The 19,732-nt window shown below is 70.7% G+C and carries 19 protein-coding genes; 14 read left to right on the top strand and 5 right to left on the bottom strand.

The features are described 5' to 3' along the window. The first annotated feature begins 1 nt into the window (after position 1). The 5 genes from O7631_RS16235 (at position 2) to abc-f (ending at position 4,865) form a co-directional block, all read left to right on the top strand. On the top strand, positions 2-1,582 hold the full coding sequence (locus O7631_RS16235; RefSeq protein WP_278144973.1) for a sensor histidine kinase: 1,581 nt from the start codon (positions 2-4) through the stop codon (positions 1,580-1,582). After that, positions 1,579-2,274: a response regulator gene (locus O7631_RS16230; RefSeq protein WP_278144972.1), complete on the top strand. Its 696-nt coding sequence runs from the start codon at positions 1,579-1,581 to the stop codon at positions 2,272-2,274. The genes O7631_RS16235 and O7631_RS16230 overlap by 4 nt, the downstream gene beginning before the upstream one ends. 94 nt (positions 2,275-2,368) lie before the next feature. Beyond that, positions 2,369-2,569, top strand: a complete 201-nt coding sequence (locus tag O7631_RS16225; protein WP_278144971.1) for a hypothetical protein — start codon at positions 2,369-2,371, stop codon at positions 2,567-2,569. After that, positions 2,566-2,970 (top strand): type II toxin-antitoxin system VapC family toxin, encoded by a 405-nt coding sequence (locus O7631_RS16220; RefSeq protein WP_278144970.1) that lies wholly within the window; start codon positions 2,566-2,568, stop codon positions 2,968-2,970. Before O7631_RS16225 ends, O7631_RS16220 begins: the two co-directional genes overlap by 4 nt. A gap of 257 nt (positions 2,971-3,227) precedes the next feature. Continuing rightward, positions 3,228-4,865, top strand: coding sequence for a ribosomal protection-like ABC-F family protein (gene abc-f / locus O7631_RS16215; RefSeq protein ID WP_278144969.1), 1,638 nt, complete (start codon positions 3,228-3,230; stop codon positions 4,863-4,865). Positions 4,866-4,921: 56 nt separating this feature from the next. On the opposite strand, the gene dnaE is transcribed toward abc-f, so the two are convergent. Further along, positions 4,922-8,452 carry a DNA polymerase III subunit alpha gene (gene dnaE, locus O7631_RS16210; RefSeq protein WP_269679943.1) on the bottom strand — a complete coding sequence of 1,177 codons (3,531 nt, stop codon included), beginning with the start codon at positions 8,450-8,452 and terminating at the stop codon, positions 4,922-4,924. 132 nt (positions 8,453-8,584) lie between these two features. On the opposite strand from dnaE, the gene O7631_RS16205 reads away from it, so the two are divergent. The 8 genes from O7631_RS16205 to O7631_RS16170 all read left to right on the top strand — a co-directional run bounded on the left by O7631_RS16205 (position 8,585) and on the right by O7631_RS16170 (position 15,200). Then, positions 8,585-9,205, top strand: a complete 621-nt coding sequence (locus tag O7631_RS16205; RefSeq protein ID WP_278144968.1) for an L-threonylcarbamoyladenylate synthase — start codon at positions 8,585-8,587, stop codon at positions 9,203-9,205. Between the two features lie 7 nt (positions 9,206-9,212). Further along, the gene (locus tag O7631_RS16200) at positions 9,213-9,443 is read left to right on the top strand and encodes a hypothetical protein (protein WP_278144967.1); all 231 of its coding nucleotides are present in this window, start codon (positions 9,213-9,215) and stop codon (positions 9,441-9,443) included. A 293-nt stretch (positions 9,444-9,736) separates the two neighbouring features. Then, positions 9,737-10,078 carry a PadR family transcriptional regulator gene (locus tag O7631_RS16195; protein ID WP_088990384.1) on the top strand — a complete coding sequence of 114 codons (342 nt, stop codon included), beginning with the start codon at positions 9,737-9,739 and terminating at the stop codon, positions 10,076-10,078. Further along, positions 10,075-11,022, top strand: a complete 948-nt coding sequence (locus O7631_RS16190) for a permease prefix domain 1-containing protein (RefSeq protein WP_278144966.1) — start codon at positions 10,075-10,077, stop codon at positions 11,020-11,022. Before O7631_RS16195 ends, O7631_RS16190 begins: the two co-directional genes overlap by 4 nt. 122 nt (positions 11,023-11,144) lie before the next feature. Beyond that, positions 11,145-12,476 (top strand): sensor histidine kinase, encoded by a 1,332-nt coding sequence (locus tag O7631_RS16185; protein ID WP_278144965.1) that lies wholly within the window; start codon positions 11,145-11,147, stop codon positions 12,474-12,476. After that, complete coding sequence (locus O7631_RS16180; RefSeq protein ID WP_278144964.1) at positions 12,473-13,168, top strand: response regulator transcription factor; 696 nt, start codon at positions 12,473-12,475, stop codon at positions 13,166-13,168. Before O7631_RS16185 ends, O7631_RS16180 begins: the two co-directional genes overlap by 4 nt. 80 nt (positions 13,169-13,248) lie before the next feature. Beyond that, the gene (locus O7631_RS16175) at positions 13,249-14,142 is read left to right on the top strand and encodes an ATP-binding cassette domain-containing protein (protein WP_278144963.1); all 894 of its coding nucleotides are present in this window, start codon (positions 13,249-13,251) and stop codon (positions 14,140-14,142) included. Then, positions 14,139-15,200 carry an ABC transporter permease gene (locus O7631_RS16170; RefSeq protein WP_278144962.1) on the top strand — a complete coding sequence of 354 codons (1,062 nt, stop codon included), beginning with the start codon at positions 14,139-14,141 and terminating at the stop codon, positions 15,198-15,200. Before O7631_RS16175 ends, O7631_RS16170 begins: the two co-directional genes overlap by 4 nt. Before the next feature lie 176 nt (positions 15,201-15,376). Here the strand turns inward: O7631_RS16170 and O7631_RS16165 are convergent, their stop codons facing one another. Continuing rightward, the gene (locus tag O7631_RS16165; RefSeq protein ID WP_278144961.1) at positions 15,377-16,459 is read right to left on the bottom strand and encodes a peptidoglycan-binding protein; all 1,083 of its coding nucleotides are present in this window, start codon (positions 16,457-16,459) and stop codon (positions 15,377-15,379) included. A 249-nt stretch (positions 16,460-16,708) separates the two neighbouring features. Here O7631_RS16165 and O7631_RS16160 point away from each other — a divergent pair, with 249 nt between their 5' ends. Continuing rightward, positions 16,709-17,785: a helix-turn-helix domain-containing protein gene (locus tag O7631_RS16160; RefSeq protein ID WP_278144960.1), complete on the top strand. Its 1,077-nt coding sequence runs from the start codon at positions 16,709-16,711 to the stop codon at positions 17,783-17,785. Positions 17,786-17,797: 12 nt separating this feature from the next. Here O7631_RS16160 and O7631_RS16155 read toward each other — a convergent pair whose 3' ends face one another. The 3 genes from O7631_RS16155 to O7631_RS16145 all read right to left on the bottom strand — a co-directional run bounded on the left by O7631_RS16155 (position 17,798) and on the right by O7631_RS16145 (position 19,703). After that, complete coding sequence (locus tag O7631_RS16155; RefSeq protein ID WP_278144959.1) at positions 17,798-18,424, bottom strand: DUF402 domain-containing protein; 627 nt, start codon at positions 18,422-18,424, stop codon at positions 17,798-17,800. Positions 18,425-18,490: 66 nt separating this feature from the next. Further along, entirely contained in the window at positions 18,491-18,814 is a 324-nt protein-coding gene (locus O7631_RS16150; protein WP_278144958.1) for a nuclear transport factor 2 family protein, read from the bottom strand. A gap of 58 nt (positions 18,815-18,872) precedes the next feature. Then, positions 18,873-19,703, bottom strand: a complete 831-nt coding sequence (locus tag O7631_RS16145) for an SDR family NAD(P)-dependent oxidoreductase (RefSeq protein WP_278144957.1) — start codon at positions 19,701-19,703, stop codon at positions 18,873-18,875. Positions 19,704-19,732 lie beyond the last annotated feature (29 nt).

The raw sequence follows: 19,732 nt of genomic DNA, 5'->3' as shown, positions 1-19,732 counted from the left end.
GGTGGCCCGACGCCAGTGGAGCATCGCGGGGCAGCTCTTCGCCCTCCAGGCGGTGGTGGTGACGCTGCTCGTGCTGGCCGGCGCGGCGGGCGCCGTCTGGCTGGCCCGCAGCGACTCCCGCCAGGCCGCGCAGGAGGAGGTGCTCGCGGTTGCGCAGACGGTGGCCGGCTCCCCCGACGTCCGGGCGGCCCTCACGACCGCGGACCCGGCGCGCGTCCTTGCGCCGTACGCCGAATCGACCCGCAAGGCCACGGGCACCGACTTCGTGGTGGTGATGGCCCCCGACCGCACCCGGTTCTCGCACCCCACCCCGGAGCGGATCGGCGAACCGTTCGTCGGCGAGATCGGACCTGCCCTGGCGGGCCACCCGTTCACCACCACCAACGTCGGCACGCTCGGCGAGTCGGTGCGCGCGGTGGTCCCGGTGTACGACGAGCAGCGGCGCATCGTCGGTCTGGTCTCGGTGGGCATCACCACCCGGGCGATCGACCGTAAGCTGCTGCGCCAGTTGCCGGTGCTGTTCGGTGTGGCCGCACCGGCTCTGGCTCTCGCCGCGACCGGTTCGTGGCTGCTCAGTCGCCGGCTTCGTCGCCAGACCCACGGTCTGGGCCCGGCGCAGATGACCCGGATGTACGAGTACTACGACGCCGTTCTGCACTCCGTCCGCGAGGGTCTCGTGGTGCTGACCACCGACCGACGGGTGGCGCTGGTCAACGACGAGGGGCGCCGGCTGCTGGGGCTGGACGCGGACGCACCGGTGACCGACCAGCCGGTCGCCGGGGTCGACCTGCCACCGGCCGTGGCCGAGTTGCTCGGCTCCGGGCGCGACGCCCGCGACGAGCCGATCCTCGCCGGTGACCGGGTCCTCGTCGCCAACCAGCTGACCACCCGCTTCGAGGGCGCGGTGCTCGGCACCGTGTTGACCCTGCGGGACCAGACCGAGCTGCGCACCCTGGCCAGTGAGCTGGACTCGGTACGCGCGTTGACCGAGGCGTTGCAGGCGCAGACCCACGAGTCGGCCAACCGGCTGCACACCGTGCTGACCCTGGTGGAGTTGGGTCGCGCCGACGAGGCCGTCCGGCTCGGCACCCGGGACCTGGCCCTCGCCCAGCAACTGACCGACCGGGTGGTCGGCGCGGTGACCGAACCGGCGCTGGCCGCGCTGCTGCTGGGCAAGTCCGCGCAGGCCGGCGAACGCGGGGTGGACCTGGTCGTCGAGCCGGACTGCCGCCTCGACGACAGCCCACTGCCGACCGGCGACCTGCTCACCGTGGTCGGCAACCTGGTCGACAACGCCCTGGAGGCGGTGGCCGGCACACCCGCGCCTCGACGCGTACGGGTGTTCATCGGTGCTGTCGACGACGAACTGGTCATCCGGGTCGCCGACAGCGGGCCGGGGCTGGCCCCGGAACGGGTGGCGGACGCGTTCCGGCGAGGTTGGTCCACCAAGAGCACCGGACGGGGCCTCGGTCTGGCCCTGGTCGGGCAGGTGGTCCGCCGACACGGCGGTAGCGCCGAGGTGACCCGCTCGGACGACGGCGGCAGCCTGTTCACCGTTCGACTGCCGGGCAGGCGGCCATGACCGACATCCGGGTGCTGGTCGTCGAGGACGAGCCGCTGCTGGCCGAGGCGCACAGTGCGTACACCGAACGGGTTCCCGGTTTCGTGGTCGTCGGTGTGGCGCACACCGCGCGGGCGGCCATGGCGGCGCTTCGGGCGGGCGGCGGCGACGACGTGGACCTCGTACTCCTGGATTTTCGCCTGCCCGACCTGCACGGCCTGGACGTCTGCCGGGCGCTGCGCGCGGCCGGCAGCAGCGTCGACGTGCTCGCGGTGACCTCCGCGCGGGACCTGGCTGTGGTGCGGACCGCGGTGTCCCTCGGGGTGACGCACTACCTGCTCAAACCGTTCACGTTCGCCGCGTTCCGCGACAAGCTGGAGCGGTACGCGGACTACCGCGCCCAGGCGCTCGCCGACGGTGAGGTGGCCGCCCAGCACGACGTGGACCGGATGTTCGCCACCCTGCGCGGCACCGCCGGGCACAGCCTGCCCAAGGGGCTCGACGCGCAGACCCTCAATCGGGTACGCGCCGCGCTGGCCGACGGGACCGGCGCCCAGGTGGGGCTGTCGGCGACCGAGGTGAGCGCGGCGACCGGCATCTCCCGGGTGACCGCCCGCCGCTACCTGGAATACCTGGTGACCATCGACAGGGCAGTCCGAACCCCCCGCTACGGCACCCCCGGCCGCCCCGAGGTCGAGTACCGGTCCCGGTGAGCAGGACGAAACGTCGACCCGACACCGCCGCGAGAGGCGCTCAGTAGGCGGAGAGAGTGGGACAATCGACCAGACGACAACCAGGAGGTGAGCCGTGACGTCGAGTAACGCGGAGCGGATACCCGAGTGGCCGACGGCCGAGCATGTCCCAGCCGAGGAGTTGGCTCGCCGCCAGGGCGTTCGACCTGTCGCCTCCGTGGACGACCTGGCGCGCCCTTATCTGTTCGAGTCAGACGACGAGTTGGACGAATTCCTCGCCGACCTGTACGCCTCCCGTCGGGCCGGCGCAGCGTGAGCCTCGTCGTTCTCGACACCGACGTGGCGTCGGCAATCCTTCGCGGGCGGCTGTCGGACCCTCTCCGAGCCCGTTTGGCCGGGAAGACCCTCTGCGTGACCTTCGTGACGCTCGGCGAACTGACCAAGTGGACGGCACTGCGCAGTTGGGGGCCGCGCAAGTTGGCTGATCTCGCGCATTGGCGGTCGGGGACCGTCCTGCTGCCCTTCGACGAGGCCGTGGCGGTGACCTGGGGGCATCTTCAGGCGCGAGCGCAGCACCGTGGGCGGCCCCGGCCGACCAACGACTCGTGGATCGCGGCGTGCTGCCTTGTCGACCGGCTACCGCTCGCGACGTTCAACGGCAAGGATTTCGCCGACTTCGCCGAGTACGACGGGCTGCGCCTCTTCGACGTCTCCTAGCCTCCCATGCCGGGGCAGCCCGGGAACCCGGTGGCACGAGAAAGATCCGTTGGTAGAGTGGGCCCGTTGGGTCAGCGGTACGACCAGGGAGACCAGACATGGCGGGTGACGACGACATCTCCGGGTGAGACCGGATGTGTGCGGCCATCGGTTCGGCGCGTTCCGCGTAGCCACGGTGGCCATGACGTCGTTCCACCGGTCCCGTTTGTCGTCGGGCGTGCTCGAACGCGCCCAGCCCACCCTTTGAGGTCACTCGCATGTCTGATGCGTTCATCGTCTGCTCGAACCTGTCCTTCTCCTGGCCGGACGACACCCCGGTCTTCTCGGAGCTGTCCTTCACCGTTCCCGGCGGTCGCACCGGCCTTGTCGCGCCCAACGGCGCCGGCAAGAGCACCCTGCTGCGGCTGATCGCCGGGGAGCTGCGGCCCGGCGGCGGCAGCGTCACCGTCGACGGCCTGCTCGGCTACCTCCCGCAGACTCTCCCCCTGGCCGGCGACTTGGCCGTGGCGCAGGTGCTCGGCGTCGCCGAGCGGATCGCGGCACTGCACGCCATCGAGGCCGGCGACGCCAGCGAGGAGCACTTCGCCACCATCGGCGACGACTGGGACATCGAGGAGCGCACCCGCGGTGAACTGGATCGCCTCGGCCTGGGCGACCTGTCGCTCGACCGGCCGCTGCACACGCTCAGCGGCGGCCAGGTGGTCTCCCTCGGGCTGGCGGCGCAACTGCTCCGACGCCCGGACGTGCTGCTGCTCGACGAGCCGACCAACAACCTCGACCTGGAAGCCCGGCACAAGCTCTACGACGTGCTCACCGACTGGTCCGGGTGCCTGCTGCTGGTCAGTCACGACCGGGAGCTGCTGGATCGGATGGACCGGATCGCCGAGCTGGAGCGCGGCGAGATCCGCTGGTTCGGGGGCAACTTCACCGCGTACACCGAGGCGGTGCAGGCGGCGCGGGAGGTGGCCGAGAGCAACCTGCGCAACGCCGAGCAGGAGGTGAAGCGGGAGAAGCGGGAGATGCAGCAGGCCCGCGAGCGGGCCGACCGGAGGGCCAGCAACGCCTCGAAGAACCTGAAGAACGCCGGGCTGGCCCGGATCGTCGCCGGCGGGCTCAAGCGCAGCGCCCAGGAGTCGGCGGGCAAGGCCCAGGAAACGCACTCCAGCCGGCTCGGGCAGGCCAAGGCCCGACTGGACGAGGCCGGCCGGGCGGTCCGCGAGGAGGACCGGATCGTCGTGGACCTGCCGGACACGACCGTCCCGGCCGGACGGACGGTCTTCACCGGTACGGGGATGCGGGCCCGCTTCGACGACCGGGACCTGTTCGGCGGCGACGGTGCCGACCTGGTGATCCGAGGTCCGGAACGGATCGCGCTCACCGGGGCGAACGGCGTCGGCAAGTCGACCCTGCTGCGGCTCGTCAACGGCGACCTCGAACCGGCCGGCGGCGACATCAAGCGGGCCGAGGGGCGGATCGCGTACCTGTCGCAGCGGCTGGACCTGCTGGACCTCGACCGGACGGTGGCGGAGAACTTCGCCGCGTACGCGCCGAGCCTGCCGGACGCCAGGCGGATGAACCTGCTCGCCCGGTTCCTGTTCCGGGGCGCCCGGGTCAACCTGCCCGTCGGGGTGCTCTCCGGCGGTGAGCGGCTGCGCGCGACCCTCGCCTGTGTGCTGTGCGCCGAGCCGGCACCGCAACTGCTGCTGCTCGACGAGCCGACCAACAACCTGGACCTGGTCAGCGTCGGTCAACTGGAGAGCGCGCTGACCGCGTACCAGGGCGCTTTCGTCGTGGTCAGCCACGACGAACGGTTCCTCGCCGAGATCGGCGTGCAGCGCTGGCTGCGACTGGCCGACGGCCAGCTGCGCGAGATCGCCGCCCCCGACCGGGGCTGAGCCCGGCGACCGTCCGCGGCCTGGCCGGCGATGACGCCGGCTGGGCCGCGGACCGGTCAGCTCACGTTGGCCGGGCCGAGGACGCTCTTCAGGTCACCCATCAGCGCGGTCGTCGCCGCCACCCGGAACGGGCCCAGCCGCAGGGTGGTGGTGCGCCCGCCGTTGAGGAGTTTGACGTGCACCTCGGTGTCACCGGGGTGCAGCACAAGGGTTTCCTTGAGCTTCTCCATCAGTGGCGGCGTGCAGCGGTGCACCGGGATGGTGAGGGTGACCGGCTTGTTGGTGGCGCTGGTGCTGACGTCCGGCATGGACATGTCCATCGCCATGATCCGTGGGGTGTCGTCGCGGCGGTCCACCCGCCCCTTGACCACCACGATGGCGTCCTCGGCGATGTACTGCCCGATCACCTCGTAGGTGTTGGGGAAGAACAACGCCTCCACCCCACCGGCGAGGTCCTCCAACGTGGCCGACGCCCAGGCGCGGCCCTGCTTGGTGACCCGGCGCTGCACCCCGGAGAGGATGCCGGCGAGGGTGACCACCGCCCCGTCGGGCACCGCGCCGTCCTCGGCCAGGGACGCGATGGTGGTGTCGGCCGCGGCGCCGAGGATGTGCTCCAGACCGAACAGCGGGTGGTCGGAGACGTACAGGCCGAGCATCTCCCGCTCGAAGGCCAACTTGTCGCGCTTGTCCCACTCACTGTCACCGATCACCGGCATCACCGTCGTGCTGCCGGTGTCGGCGTCCCCGAAGCCCGCGCCGAAGAGGTCGTACTGGCCGACCGCCTCCTTGCGCTTGACGTCGGCGTACGCGTCGATGGCGTCGGCGTGGACCGCGAGCAGACCCTTGCGGGGGTGGTCCAGGGAGTCGAACGCACCCGCCTTGATCAGCGATTCGATGGTCTTCTTGTTGCAGACCACCGCGTCCACCTTGGACAGGAAGTCGTAGAAGTCGGCGTACTCGCCCTTCTCCTCGCGGCAGCGCATGATCGAGGCGACCACGTTCGCGCCGACGTTGCGGACCGCCGCCAGGCCGAAGCGGATGTCCTTGCCGACCGGGGTGAACGGCCCGGCCGAGGTGTTCACGTCCGGCGGCAGCACCTGGATGCGCATCCGGCGACACTCCGACAGGTAGAGCGCCATCTTGTCCTTGTCGTCACCGACGGACGTCAGCAGCCCGGCCATGTACTCGGCCGGGTAGTGCGCCTTCAGGTACGCCGTCCAGTAGGAGACCAGGCCGTACGCGGCGGAGTGCGCCTTGTTGAACGCGTACCCGGCGAACGGCACCAGGACGTCCCACACCGCCTGGATCGCCTCGTCGGAGTAGCCGCGCTCGCGGCAGCCGTCCCGGAACGGGATGAACTCCTTGTCGAGGATCTCCTTCTTCTTCTTACCCATGGCCCGGCGCAGCAGGTCCGCCTGACCGAGGCTGTAACCGGCGAGGATCTGCGCGGCGCGCTGCACCTGCTCCTGGTAGACGATCAGGCCGTGGGTGGGTGCCAGGATCTCCCGCAGCGGCTCCTCCAGCTCCGGGTGGATCGGCGTGATCTCCTGGAGGCCGTTCTTGCGCAACGCGTAGTTGGTGTGCGAGTCGACGCCCATCGGGCCGGGCCGGTACAGGGCCAGGACGGCGGAGATGTCCTCGAAGTTGTCCGGCTTCATCAACCGCAGCAGCGACCGCATCGGCCCACCGTCGAGCTGGAACACGCCCAGCGTGTCGCCCCGGGCCAGCAGCTCGTACGCGGCCGGGTCGTCCAGCGGCAAGGCCAGCAGGTCGAGCTTGAGGCCGTGGTTCAGCTCGATGTTCTTGACCGCGTCGTCGATGATCGTCAGGTTGCGCAGGCCGAGGAAGTCCATCTTCAGCAGCCCGAGCGACTCGCAGGTCGGGTAGTCGAACTGCGTGATGATCGCCCCGTCGGCGTCGCGGCGCATCAACGGGATGTGCTCGATGATCGGCTCGGCGGACATGATGACGCCGGCGGCGTGCACACCGGTCTGCCGGATCAGCCCCTCGATGCCCTTCGCGGTGTCGATCACCTTGCGGACGTCGGGGTCGGAGTCGTACAGGCCACGGATCTCGCCGGCCTCGGCGTACCGGGGGTGCTTGGTGTCGAAGATGCCGGTGAGCGGGATGTCCTTGCCCATCACCGCCGGCGGCATCGCCTTGGTGATCCGGTCGCCGACCGCGTACGGGTAGCCGAGGACCCGGGCGGAGTCCTTGATCGCGGCCTTCGCCTTGATCGTGCCGAACGTGGCGATCTGGGCGACCTTGTCCTCACCCCACTTGTCGGTGACGTACTTGATCACCTCACCGCGCCGACGCTCGTCGAAGTCGATGTCGACATCCGGCATGGAGACCCGCTCCGGGTTCAGGAACCGCTCGAAGATCAGGCCGTGCTGGATCGGGTCCAGGTCGGTGATGCCCAGCGCGTACGCGACGAGGGAGCCGGCCGCCGAACCACGACCCGGACCCACCGAGATGCCCTGGCTCTTGGCCCACTGGATGAAGTCGGCGACCACGAGGAAGTACGACGGGAAGCCCATCTGGTTGATGACGCCCAGCTCGTACTCCGCCTGGACGACGTGCCCCTCGGGGATGCCGTTCGGGTAGCGGCGGCCCAGGCCGGCGAAGGTCTCCTTGCGGAACCAGGACTCCTCGGTCTCCCCCTCGGGCACCGGGAAGCGCGGCATCAGGTTGTGGAACTCGAACATGCCCTTCGGGTCGACCTTCTCGGCGACCAGCAGGGTGTTGCGGCAGCCCTCCTGCCACAGCTCCGACGAGTCCACGGCGCGCATCTGGTCGGCGCTCTTGATGAAGTAGCCGCCACCCTCGAACCGGAACCGGTTCGGGTCGTCGATGTTGCTGCCGGTCTGCACGCAGAGCAGCACGTCGTGCGCGGTGGCCTGCGCCTCGTGCGTGTAGTGCGAGTCGTTGGTGACGACCGGCGGGATGTCCAGCTTGCGGGCGATCTCGGTGAGCCCTTCACGGACCCGGCTCTCGATGGAGAGGCCGTGATCCATGATCTCCAGGAAGTAGTTGTCCTTGCCGAAGATGTCCTGGTAGCTCGCGGCGACCTTGAGCGCCTCGTCGAACTGGCCCAGGCGCAGGCGGGTCTGCACCGCGCCGGACGGGCAGCCGGTGGTGGCCATGATCCCCTCGGCGTGCTCGGCGATCAGCTCCATGTCCATCCGGGGCCACTTGACGTAGTGCCCCTCCATGGACGCGCGCGAGTTGAGGGTGAACAGGTTCTTCAGACCCTGCGCGTTCTTCGCCCACATCGTCTTGTGGGTGATCGCGCCGTTACCGGAGATGTCGTCGCTCTTCTGCTCCGGCCGACCCCACTTGACCCGCGCCTTGTGATAGCGCGACTCCGGCGCCACGTACGCCTCGACGCCCAGGATCGGCGTGATCCCGGCGGCCATCGCCTGGTTGTAGAAGTCGTTCGCGCCGTGCATGTTGCCGTGGTCGGTGATCGCCACGGCGGACATGCCGAGCCGGTTGGCCTCGGCGAACAGGTCCTTCAGGCGGGCCGCTCCGTCGAGCATCGAGTATTCCGTGTGCACGTGCAGATGCGCGAACGAATCAGCCATGCGTGGCGCCCCCCGGCGGTGTGGATCTTGGTGGTCGGAGCCGACCGGGACCTACCCTACCGAGGTGATCTCGGCGGCTCCACCGTCCGCGCCGAGGGTGGCCCGCGTCTCCCCCACGACTAGTCTCGGAGCATGGCGAGGTACTACGACGTACACCCGGAGAACCCCCAGCCCCGGATCATCGGCCAGGTCGCCGACCTGATCCGCGGCGGCGGGCTGGTCGCCTACCCGACGGACTCCTGCTACGCGCTCGGCATCCAACTGGGCAACCAGGACGGGTTGGACCGGATCCGCCAGATCCGCCACCTCGACGAGCGGCACCACTTCACGCTCATCTGCCGGGACTTCGCGCAGCTCGGCCAGTTCGTCCAGATCAGCAACTCGGTCTTCCGCCTGGTGAAGGCGTCCACCCCGGGCAGCTACACGTTCATCCTGCCGGCCACCCGTGAGGTGCCGCGCCGGATGTTGCACCCGAAGAAGCGCACCGTCGGCGTGCGCGTACCCCGGCACACCGTCACCCAGGCGTTGCTGGCCGAACTGGGCGAGCCGCTGGTGTCGAGCACCCTGGTCCTGCCCGGCGACGACGAGCCGATGACCCAGGGCTGGGAGATCAAGGAACGGCTCGACCACCAGGTCGACGCGGTGCTCGACGCCGGCGACTGCGGCATGGAGCCGACGACGGTGATCGACCTGTCCGGGCCGGAGCCGGAGATCCTGCGCCGGGGCGCCGGAGACGTGTCCCGCTTCGAATAGCCGTCGGGTGCCGGACCGTACGGGGGCGCTGCGGCTGCGCGCCGTGCGCTCGGGGATCGGCACCGGCGAGCATTGGACACCCGGCATGCCCGACGCGGACGCCGAGGCGCACCTGGTGCGGGCCGGCTCGCGGGTGGAGCTGTTCACCGGGCACCCGATCCGGCCGGTCGTCGGCTACTTCCAGGTCGGGCCGGCCAGCTTCGTCGAGCGCAACTTCCGGCAGGGCACGGCCTGTTGACCAGGGCTTTCTGCGGGGCGTCCGGTGCGGGCCGGGCGCCCCGTGCGCCTCCTTTGCTTTGCTGCCCTTGAGGCACCACCCTGCTGCCCTTGAGCCCGCCCTGCGGCACCAACCTGCGGCACCCGCCCTGGCGCATCCGCCCTGGCGCATCCGCAGCAGCAGAGCAAAGGGGGTGAACAACAGGTCCGGTCCGGCGAGAAACGCGGGGGCAGGCGGGGGTCGCACGACATTCCCAGCAGACGCGACGTTATCGCCGTAGACAACACTGTGTGCCACACAGTATGGTGTGACACATGGTTAGCGAGGACGTTCTACGGACGCACCTACAGGAGTTGCGTCGAGGCACCGTCGTGGTGGCCAGCCTGGTCGCGCTACGCCGACCTGACTACGGCTACGCACTGCTGCAACGGCTCACCGAACACGGCTTCCCGGTGGACGCCAACACCCTCTATCCGCTGCTGCGCCGGCTGGAGGACCAGGGGCTGCTGACCAGCGAGTGGAACACCGAGGAGAGCCGGCCGCGCAAGTTCTACCGGACCAGCGACGAGGGCGAGTCGATGCTGAGCCGGCTGCTCGACGACCTCGCCGCCGTGCAGACCTCCGTCACCGGGCTGATCCAAGGAGTGGACCGATGAACACCCTGACCGACCGCTACCTCGCCGCCACCCTGCGCTCGGTGCCCGCCCCGCGCCGCGACGAGATCGCCAGCGAGCTGCGCGCCTCCATCGACGACATGATCGAGGGGCGGACCGATGGCGGCCAGGACGCCACCACCGCCGAGCGGGAGGTGCTCACCGAGCTGGGCGACCCCGACAGGCTGGCCGCCCGGTACGCCGACCGTCGGTTGCAGCTGATCGGCCCGACCTACTACCTGCTCTGGCTGCGACTGCTGAAACTGCTGCTCAGCTTCATCCCCGCGCTCGTCGGCACTGTCGTCACCGTCGTCAAGGCCGCCGAGGGATCGGGTTTCGGCGCCATCGGGCCGGGCCTCGTCGTGGCCATGCAGGTCGCCATTCAGATCACCTTCTGGCTCACACTGACCTTCGCCATCATCGAGCGCACCCAGGCGGCGGTCGACCTACCGGAGTGGACAGTCGACCAACTGCCCGTCGTCCCGGTGCGCCGGGGCATCCCCCTCGCCGACACCATCGCATCCGTGATCATGCTGGTGCTGACCATCGGCTACCTGCCGTTCCAGCACTACCAGTCCTGGGTCCGGGGCACCGACGGCGAGAACATCCCGCTCCTTGACCCGGCCCTGTGGTCGTTCTGGCTGCCAGCGCTGATCGTGGTGCTGGTCCTCAGCGTCATCTTCGAGGTCGTGAAGTACCGGATCGGCCGGTGGACCTGGGGCCTGTTCGGCGTCAAGGCGCTGCTCAACCTGGCGTTCTCGGTGCCGCTGGCATGGCTGGCGCTCACCGACCGGCTGCTCAACCCGGCCCTGGGTGAGCGACTGAGCTGGGTCGCGGAGGCGGACAACCGGGAGGCCATCGGACTGGCCATCGCGGTGGGAACCGCGGCGGTCCTGGTCTGGGACCTGGTCGACACCGCCCGCAAGACGCGCCAGCAGACGGCGTGAGCGACACCCGAGGCGGCGGCCCGGCGCGTACCCCGCGTCGGGCCGCCGCCCGTCGGCGTGACCGTCACGGCAGACGCCCGCCCGGTCGGCGGGCGGGCAGACCGCCGTGGCATCGTTCCCGGATGACCGAGGCACCACGCGAGGAATGGCGCCGCCCGGGCCCGACGGCCGAACAGCGTCGCAACGACCTGTGGATCGGGCTGGCGGTGACAGCGCTGGCGCTGGTCAGCCTCACGCTGGCCCGCAGCGCCGGGATGTTCCTGCTCGGCCCTCCACCGTCCGGACTGGAACAGCTCTTCTGGACCGTCGCGGTGACCCTGCCGCTGGTGTGGCGTCGGCGCTGGCCAGCAGCGATCCTGCTGGTCATCTCGGTGGCATTCATCGCCGCGCAGGCACGGTCCGCCCCGGAGACCCAACTCTCCTCGGGGGCCCTGTTCAGCGCCCTCTACTCCGTTGGCGCCTGGAGCAGCAACCGTCGTCTCGCCCGCCGACTACGGATCGGCGTGATCGTCACGATGTTCGCCTGGCTGGGCATCTCCTACACGCTGGTGGCCCAGAACATTCCGCCCGGCGCCTTCTCCGACGGGGTTGGGCCGGTGCCCCCGGTGCTCGCCGCGATGGTCAGCGGCGTGCTGGTCAACGGGTTGTTCTTCGGTTTCGCGTACTTCTTCGGCGAGACGTCCTGGGTGGCCGCGCGGCGGGAGCACGAGCTGCGCGAACAGGCCGAGGAACTACGCCGGTCCCAGGCCGAGGCCCGGGAACGGGCCGTGCTCGGCGAACGGGTCCGGATCGCCCGGGAACTGCACGACGTGGTCGCCCACCACGTGTCGGTGATGGGCGTGCAGGCGTCCGCCTGCCGCCGGGTGTTCGACCGCGACCAGGACAAGGCCCGCACCGCACTCACCGCCATCGAGCAGAGCGCGCGTACCGCCGTCGACGAACTGCGTCGCATGCTCGGCGTGCTGCGGACGTCCACCTCCACCGGCGTCGACGCCGCCCCACCGGCCGCCGGCGGTGTCGAGCGGATCGGCGAGCTGGTCGAGCGGGCCCGCGTCGCCGGCCTGACGGCAACCCTCGGGGTGTACGGCGACGCTGTCGCGTTGCCCGAGTCGGTCTCGCAGGCCGCCTACCGGGTGACGCAGGAGGCGGTCACCAACACCCTGAAACACGCCGGGGCGGGTCTGTTGGACGTACGGGTCCGGTACCTGGCCCGGGAGGTGGAGGTCGACGTGACCGACGACGGACGGGCCGGCGGCCGGACCAACACCCAGGGTCTGGGGCTGATCGGGATGCGCGAACGGGTCACCGCCCACGACGGCGACCTGGAGGTCGGGCCGCGCTCCGGCGGTGGTTGGCGGGTACGCGCCCGCTTCCCCCTGGCCTCGTCGGCGGGCACGCGGCACCAGCCGGGCGACGAGCGACTCCTGGTCGCCGACGGGGAGGGCAGGGCATGAGCACCGCCGGTCAGACGGTTCGGGTTCTTCTCGCCGACGACCAGCACCTCGTCCGCACCGGGTTCCGGGTCATCCTGGAGGTGGAGGACGACATCGAGGTGGTCGGCGAGGCCGCCGACGGCGAACGAGCCGTCAGCATGACCCGGGCCACCAGCCCCGACGTCGTACTCATGGACGTCGAGATGCCCGGGATGGACGGCCTGGAGGCCACCCGGCAGATCACCGCCGACGGGCCCGGTGCGCCCGCGGTGCTGATCCTCACGACGTTCGACCGTGACGACTACCTGTTCGCCGCGCTGCGGGCCGGGGCCAGTGGTTTCCTGCTCAAGAACGGCACGCCCGAGGAACTGGTCGAGGCGATCCGCGTGCTGGCCCGAGGCGACGGCCTGCTCGCCCCGGAGATCACCCGGCGGGTGATCTCCACGTTCGCCCGCCCCGGCGACCCGGCGGGCACCGCCCACCGGGGCCAGGACGCCGACGCCGCGCTGGCCGAGCTGACGCCCCGGGAACGTGAGGTGCTGGTCCTGCTCGCGGCCGGATCGAGCAACGCGGAGATCGCCGCGACCATCCACCTGGGCGAGGCGACGGTGAAGACGCACGTGAGCCGGGTCCTGGCCAAACTCGGCCTGCGCGACCGGGTGCAGGCGGTGGTGTTCGCCTACGAGAACGGGGTGGTCCGGCCCGGCGGCTGACCGCCGTCCGTCGCGAGGCGGACCGCCCGTTCAGCCGCCGGACGGACGGCGGGAAGGCGTGTTCGATCTAGCGTGGATCCGTGACCAGAACGCTCCGCCTCGACGGTGTCGACCGCAGTTTCGGCGACCGCCAGGTGCTCAACAACGTGTCCTTCGAGGTGGCCGCCGGGCGGATGACCGGCTTCGTGGGCGCCAACGGCGCCGGCAAGACCACCACCATGCGGATCATCCTGGGTGTGCTCTCCCCCGACGCCGGCAAGGTGAGCTGGGGCGGTACGACGCTGACCCGGCAGGACCGTCGACGCTTCGGCTACATGCCGGAGGAGCGGGGCCTCTACCCCAAGATGACCACCCGCGAGCAGGTGAGCTACCTGGGGCGACTGCACGGCTTGGACGCCGCAGCGGCGCGGCGTTCCACCGACGAACTGTTGGAACGGGTCGGGCTCGGTGAACGCGGCGACGACCTGTTGGAGACGCTGTCGCTGGGCAACCAGCAACGCGCCCAGATCGCCGCCGCGCTGGTGCACGACCCCGAGGTGCTGGTGCTCGACGAACCGTTCTCCGGCCTCGACCCCCTCGCGGTCGACACCGTCGTCACGGTGCTGCGGGAACGGGCCTCGGCCGGAGCGCCGGTGCTCTTCTCCAGCCACCAACTCGACGTCGTGGAGCGCCTCTGCGACGACCTGGTGATCATCGGAACCGGGGTGATCCGGGCCGCCGGCAGCCGACAGCAGCTACGCGACTCGTACACGATGCCGCGCTTCGAGCTGGTGGTGGCGAGCGACGCCGGATGGGTCCGCGACCACCCCGGGGTGACAGTGGTCGAGTTGGACGGCCAGCGGGTGGTCTTCGACCTGCCCGCCGGCGCCGACGAACAACAGGTGTTGCAGGCGGCCCTCGCCCGCGGCCCGGTCCGCGCCTTCCGCCCGGTCAGCCCCTCGCTCACCGAGATCTTCCGAGAGGTCACCCAGTGAACGTCACCCAGGCCACCCGGCTGGTCGCCGAACGCGAGATCCGGGTCAAGCTCCGCGACCGCACGTTCCTGTTCGGCACGCTGTTCTTCCTGCTGATCGCCGCGGCCGGCACCATCCTGCCGCCGCTGCTCTCCGGCGGGCCGGACAGCGTGGCCGTCACCCAGGAGGCCGCCGGCCCGCTACGCGACGCCGGACTCGACGTCCGGGTGGTGGCCGACGACCGGGCCGCCGAGCAGGCCGTCCGCGACGGTGACGTGGACGCGGCTGTGGTCTCCGGTCCGAAGGTGCTCGCCATGGACGAGCCCCCCACCGACGTGGTCCAGGCGCTGAGCAGCTCGCCGCCCGTGCAGCTGCTCGACCCGGACGCGGTCGACCCCGTGGTGGCGTTCCTGGTGCCGTTCGTCTTCGCGTTCGTCTTCTTCATCACCTCGCAGACCTTCGGCCTGCAGATCGCGCAGAGCGTCACCGAGGAGAAGCAGACCCGGATCGTGGAGATCCTGGTCGCCGCCGTGCCGGTCCGGGCCCTGCTGGCCGGAAAAGTGGTGGCCGGCGCCATCCTGGCGTTCGCGCAGATCGCGCTCATCGCCGTGGTGGCCGTGATCGGCATGCAGATGGGCGACAGCGGCGACCTGCTCAGCCTGCTCGCCCCGGCGATCGGCTGGTTCGTGCCGTTCTTCGTGATCGGATTCGTGCTGCTCGCGGCGATGTGGGCGGCGGCCGGCGCACTGGCCAACCGGCAGGAGGACATCGCCGCGGTGTCGACGCCGGTGCAGCTCGCCGTCATGCTGCCGTTCTTCGCGGTGATCTTCCTGAACGACAACGACACCGCGATGCGGGTGCTGTCCTACCTGCCGTTCTCGTCGCCCACCGCCATGCCGCTGCGGCTGTTCACCGGCGACGCGGCCGGTTGGGAACCCTTGGTCTCGCTGCTCGTCCTGGTCCTCGCCGCCGGCGCGTTCCTGGTCGCCGGTGCCCGGGTGTACGAGGGGTCGCTCCTGCGCACCAACGGCCGGACCTCCCTACGCACCGCGTGGCGGGACCGGGAGACGATCGGCTGAGCCGACGGTTCGCGCGCGGGCGCCGGTGTCCTGGTCGGACACCGGCGCCCGCTGCCGTACGGGACCGGTCCGACCCTTGTTCGGTGGCTGCGAACAAATGCGAACGCTCATAGGGTGGGTGCCATCGCCGCGACCGGAGGGTTCTTCATGGCTCGCAAGACGATCCACCCGCTGCGTCACGGCAACGGGGCGCAGTCCCAGTGCGCGAAGCTGTTGGTACGCGACCACACGTCCCGTGCGGCCCGGACGTTCCACACCGGGTCCAGCGCGGTCCGACGGTCGACGCCGAGGCGGGACAACTCCACGTCGCTGAACTGGAACACCCCCCAGCGCCGTGACCCGTCCGCGGCGATCTCCACCCGGTACGGGTCGAGCCCGGACAGGCACCGCGCCACCTGCTCCGCTGCCATCGGATCCTCCGGGAACGCCTTCCGCACGTACCGTCCGACCCGCTCCTCCGGCCACCTGGCCGCCACGAGATCGCCCGACAGTTCGTCGAGCATCCTGCCGTCGGCGGTGCCGCTGACCGGCAGGCCACCCAGTGCCTGGAAGGCGATCAGCCGGCTGGTGGTGTCCGGGCCGAACCAGCCGTCCACCGGCACGAACAGTCCACCCGCCACCAGCCTTTCCTGGAGGCTCTGCACGCACGGGCCGTACATGCCCTGGCGCAGGACCACCGGGCAGTCGTCGGTCGGCGCGTCGTCCGTCGTGGGGTCGGCGCGCGGCAGCAGCGTCCCGGCCGCGCCGACCGTCAGCACGGCGAGCACCGCGACCGCCGCCAGCCGGAGGCGTCGACGCGCAGGCCGGGGCGCCTCGGGTGACACCAACTCCGGTGCGACCGGCCCGGCGGGCGGGGCCGGGTCCGCCGGCGGAGCCGGGTCGGCGGGCGGGGCTGGGTCTGCCGCCAGGGCTGGGTCGGCGGCCAGGGCCGTGGTGGTCTCCATGTCGTGAACCGCCACGTGGTCCCGCTCGCTGAGGTGGGCCTCGATGTCACGCCGCACCGTCAACCACCGCTCGACCTCGCCGGCCGTCGTACCGCAGGCCGCCAGCAACGCCACGACGGTACGTTCCCGGGGCAGGGTGCTCCGCCCCAGCATCGTGGCCAGCGTGCTCGCCGGAAGCCAGTGTCCGGCGGCCGAGGCGCGGCGGGAGACCTCCCGGTAGGTCAGACCGGAGCGCCGACGGACGTCTCGGAGCAACGCGACGTACTCCCCCGCCGTGGTCGCCTGCGGCGCGAGATCCAGGGCAGCGTCATCCATCGAATCCCCCAATTCGTTGGTGTCGTCGGGTCCAGGCCGGTGCCGGTCCGAACCCGTGGGCCGTGCGCCGTCAGCGGCGCAGCCATCGAGCAAGACGCTAGAGAAGGCCGTCGGCCGGAACAATGGCCTGGCCGCCGCAGTGGAATGTCCGCGCAGCTCAAGACCAGCTGTCCGGGTTTTGTCCGACCATCTCGGACAGTCGTTGGGACCGGCTTGCCCCCGTGGCAGCACGGTCAGGAGAATCGGGCAATGTCCACGGGGGAACTACGACCGGACGAGGCGGCCGACCCGGCCGAGTTCGTCGACCTGCTACGCCAACTCAAGGACCGGTCGCGGCTCACGTACCGCCAGTTGGAGCAACGCGCGGCGGCGGTCGGTGACGTGCTGGCCCGCAGCACCGCGGCGGACGTCGTCCGTCGGAACACGCTGCCGCGGCCCGAGGTGGTGGCCGCGTTCGTCCGGGCCTGCGGTGCCGGCGACGAGGTCGAGGTGTGGCTGCGGGCGCGGCACCGCCTCGCGGTGGGCGCCTACGCACCGGAGTCGCCCACGCCCGACCCACCGTCCACGGACCACACCGCGCCCGACCAGCCGTCGACCGAGGCCACCGTGCCCGGTGTGGTGGACGGCAGCGCGACCCGTTCGCGGTGGTTCACGCGGCCCCTGCCACTGGCGCTGTCTCTCGTCGGCATCCTGCTGGTCGCGCTCGGCGTCGGTGTCTGGATCCAGCGGCCCGACGACAGGCAGCCAACGAAGCCGCTCGGCGAACCGACCACCTCGGCGAGTGCCGGCCCGACGTCCACACCGGACGGCAGCACCGGTCAGCCGGCCACACCGGACGGCGATGCCGGCCCGACGCTCGCGCCGAGCGCACGGCTGAGCCAGATCCGGCCCGCCCGAAGCCCACAGCTCTGTGTCACCGAGGGGCGGGATCGCACCGGCCAGTACCGGCACGAGGTGGCTGTGCAGCGTCCCTGCGCGGAGGCCACCCCACCGGACACCTACCTGGAGCCGGTGTCGGACGGGGTGTACTTCATCAAGTGGAACCACCCGGAGCACGGGGTGGGGTGCCTCAGCGTCCGGGACGAGGATCCCGGGCGGAACATGCTCGAACCCGTCAACGACTGCTCCGCCAGCAAATCGTCGCGGCTGTTCCGGTTCGAGTCGACCGGATCGGCGCCGACCTCGTACCAGATCCGGCCGGCCGACAGCGACCTGTGCGTCGGCCTGCGCGACGACGACACCGAGGCCTCGGCCGAGGCGCTGGCCGAGCCGTGCACCAACGGCGCGGACCAGGTGTTCCTGGTCGACACACTGCCGGGCCGCTGAGTCGAGGGCCGCTCAGCGGGCCGGGGGCACCCGGTCCCAGCCGACCGGCAGCGGCGGCGCGGACCAGGCCGGGTCGGGCTGCCATGTCGCCCACGCCGGGTCCCACCACCGCTCACCGGCGTCGAGCAGCGCGGCGATCCGGTCGCCCTCCGCCTGGATCGCATCACCCATGCCCGGGTAGCGCCCCTCCACGAGGCGCTGGGCGAACAACTCCACGTCCTTCCAGACGTACCGGTCGGCGTCCGCACCCCACCACAGGTCCAGCTCGTGGTCCAAAGTGTCCACCCCGATCGGGGTACGCCGCACCGGGTCCTGAAGGTTGAAGTACCAGCCGGCGAAGTCGCGACCCGGCCCCGTCCAGAACACGTCGATCGAGTGCGCCTCGCCGGGGCGTTGCAGCATCAACTTGCCGTGGCCCGACCAGGAGCGGTGCCCGGCGGTCTCCCACGGGTGCCTTCCGCACGGGAAGGCACCGGCCGTCGGGAAGCCGAACTCGGCACCCGGCGGGAGGTAGAGCGCGAGCAGGTCGGGCGAGTCCTCGACGCAGATCGTCGGGCAGGCGAACCACACCTCGCCGCGCAGCACCTCACGCCGCACCACGGTGTCGCCGGGCGCGAACCGGTCCGCCACCACTGTCACCTCCGCACTCTCCGCACCGAGGGCTCAGGCCGGAGCAGCCCTGGGGCAGCTCCGGCCGGTCACGAGTCAGACAGGCTCGATCGTGAGGTCGGTGACCTGGTCGTCCTTGATATCAAACACGAGGGCGAAGGACAGAGGTCCGCCGGGGAAGTCACCGTCCCCGGAGGCGACCAGCCGGTCGTCCGCGAACGAGGTCGGCGTGAGCACGACCTTCGGGTCGATCAGGTGCCCCTGGATCCACTCGCGGATCTCGGCAGCGCCGACCCAGGTCTTCCCGTCATCGCGTACGGTGGCCCCGTCGCCGAAGACCGCGGCCAGCGCGTTCGCGTCGTGCGCGTTCGTGGCCGTGATGAAGGTGTCGACGGCCGTGGGCAGAGTGATGTCGCTCATTGCTGTTCTCCAGTTTCTCGATTGCCAGGACGCGGACGCGTACTGGTCTAGGCCTGCGTCAGAAGTCCGCTCCGCGGGAGAGCTTCTCGTTGGCGCGCAGCTCCGCGAGTGCGTTCTCGTGCATCGCGACGACGACGTCGTAGCCGGCGTTGCCGAGCACGATTCGCTTCGGCGGAACGGGTGCGTTCATCGCGCTGATCACGGCCCGCACTCCGCGGACGGGATCACCTGCCTGCTTGCCGTCGTGGTCCACGAACGCCGCCTTGACGCTCTCGACCATCGGCACGTAGGCGTCGACCACCTCGTTGACGTCCTCGTTCTGGAAGTAGGCGAAGGCCTTGGTGCGGAATGCTCCCGGCTCCACGACGAGCACGCGCACACCGAACGGCTCAACTTCCTGGCGCAGTGTCTCCGACAGTCCTTCGACAGCGAACTTCGCCGCCGCGTAGTAGCCGAACCCCAGTGCGCCGACGAGGCCTGCCACCGACGACATGTTCACGATCCAGCCGTTGCCGCGTGCCCGCATACCGGGCAGGACCGCGCGCACCATCTCGACCACGGCGAACAGGTTGAGGTCGAACGTACGGCGGATCGTCTCGTCAGGGGCACCCTCGATCGAGCCGTACCAGCCACGACCCGCGCTGTTGACGAGCACATCGATCCCGCCGAACCGTTCCTCGGCCGCCTTGACCGCCGTACGCACCTGGTCGGCATCGGTGACGTCGAGCTGGAGCACCAGCACCCGGTCGCCGTGCGATTCAGCCCACTCTCGCAGTTCGGCGGGCCGACGCGAGGTCACCACCACCTGATCGCCCTGCTCCAGGGCAGCCTCCGCGTAGACCAGACCGAACCCTCCGGGCGTCCCACCCGTGATGAACCACGTTCTCATGGACTTCTCCTCTCGCTATAGCAGCCAAT

This window comes from Micromonospora sp. WMMD967, assembly GCF_029626165.1.
GTDB lineage: Bacteria > Actinomycetota > Actinomycetes > Mycobacteriales > Micromonosporaceae > Micromonospora > Micromonospora taraxaci.
The sequence above is the reverse complement of the archived record's forward strand: the minus strand, read 5'-3'. Positions and strand labels throughout refer to the sequence as shown.

Coding starts and splice junctions, on each gene's coding strand:
- O7631_RS16230 (WP_278144972.1), top strand. CDS start 1,579: ATGACCGACATCCGGGTGCTGGTCGTCGAGGACGAGCCGCTGCTGGCC.
- abc-f (WP_278144969.1), top strand. CDS start 3,228: ATGTCTGATGCGTTCATCGTCTGCTCGAACCTGTCCTTCTCCTGGCCG.
- dnaE (WP_269679943.1), bottom strand. CDS start 8,452: ATGGCTGATTCGTTCGCGCATCTGCACGTGCACACGGAATACTCGATG.
- O7631_RS16205 (WP_278144968.1), top strand. CDS start 8,585: ATGGCGAGGTACTACGACGTACACCCGGAGAACCCCCAGCCCCGGATC.
- O7631_RS16195 (WP_088990384.1), top strand. CDS start 9,737: ATGGTTAGCGAGGACGTTCTACGGACGCACCTACAGGAGTTGCGTCGA.
- O7631_RS16190 (WP_278144966.1), top strand. CDS start 10,075: ATGAACACCCTGACCGACCGCTACCTCGCCGCCACCCTGCGCTCGGTG.
- O7631_RS16185 (WP_278144965.1), top strand. CDS start 11,145: ATGACCGAGGCACCACGCGAGGAATGGCGCCGCCCGGGCCCGACGGCC.
- O7631_RS16180 (WP_278144964.1), top strand. CDS start 12,473: ATGAGCACCGCCGGTCAGACGGTTCGGGTTCTTCTCGCCGACGACCAG.
- O7631_RS16165 (WP_278144961.1), bottom strand. CDS start 16,459: ATGGATGACGCTGCCCTGGATCTCGCGCCGCAGGCGACCACGGCGGGG.
- O7631_RS16160 (WP_278144960.1), top strand. CDS start 16,709: ATGTCCACGGGGGAACTACGACCGGACGAGGCGGCCGACCCGGCCGAG.
- O7631_RS16150 (WP_278144958.1), bottom strand. CDS start 18,814: ATGAGCGACATCACTCTGCCCACGGCCGTCGACACCTTCATCACGGCC.
- O7631_RS16145 (WP_278144957.1), bottom strand. CDS start 19,703: ATGAGAACGTGGTTCATCACGGGTGGGACGCCCGGAGGGTTCGGTCTG.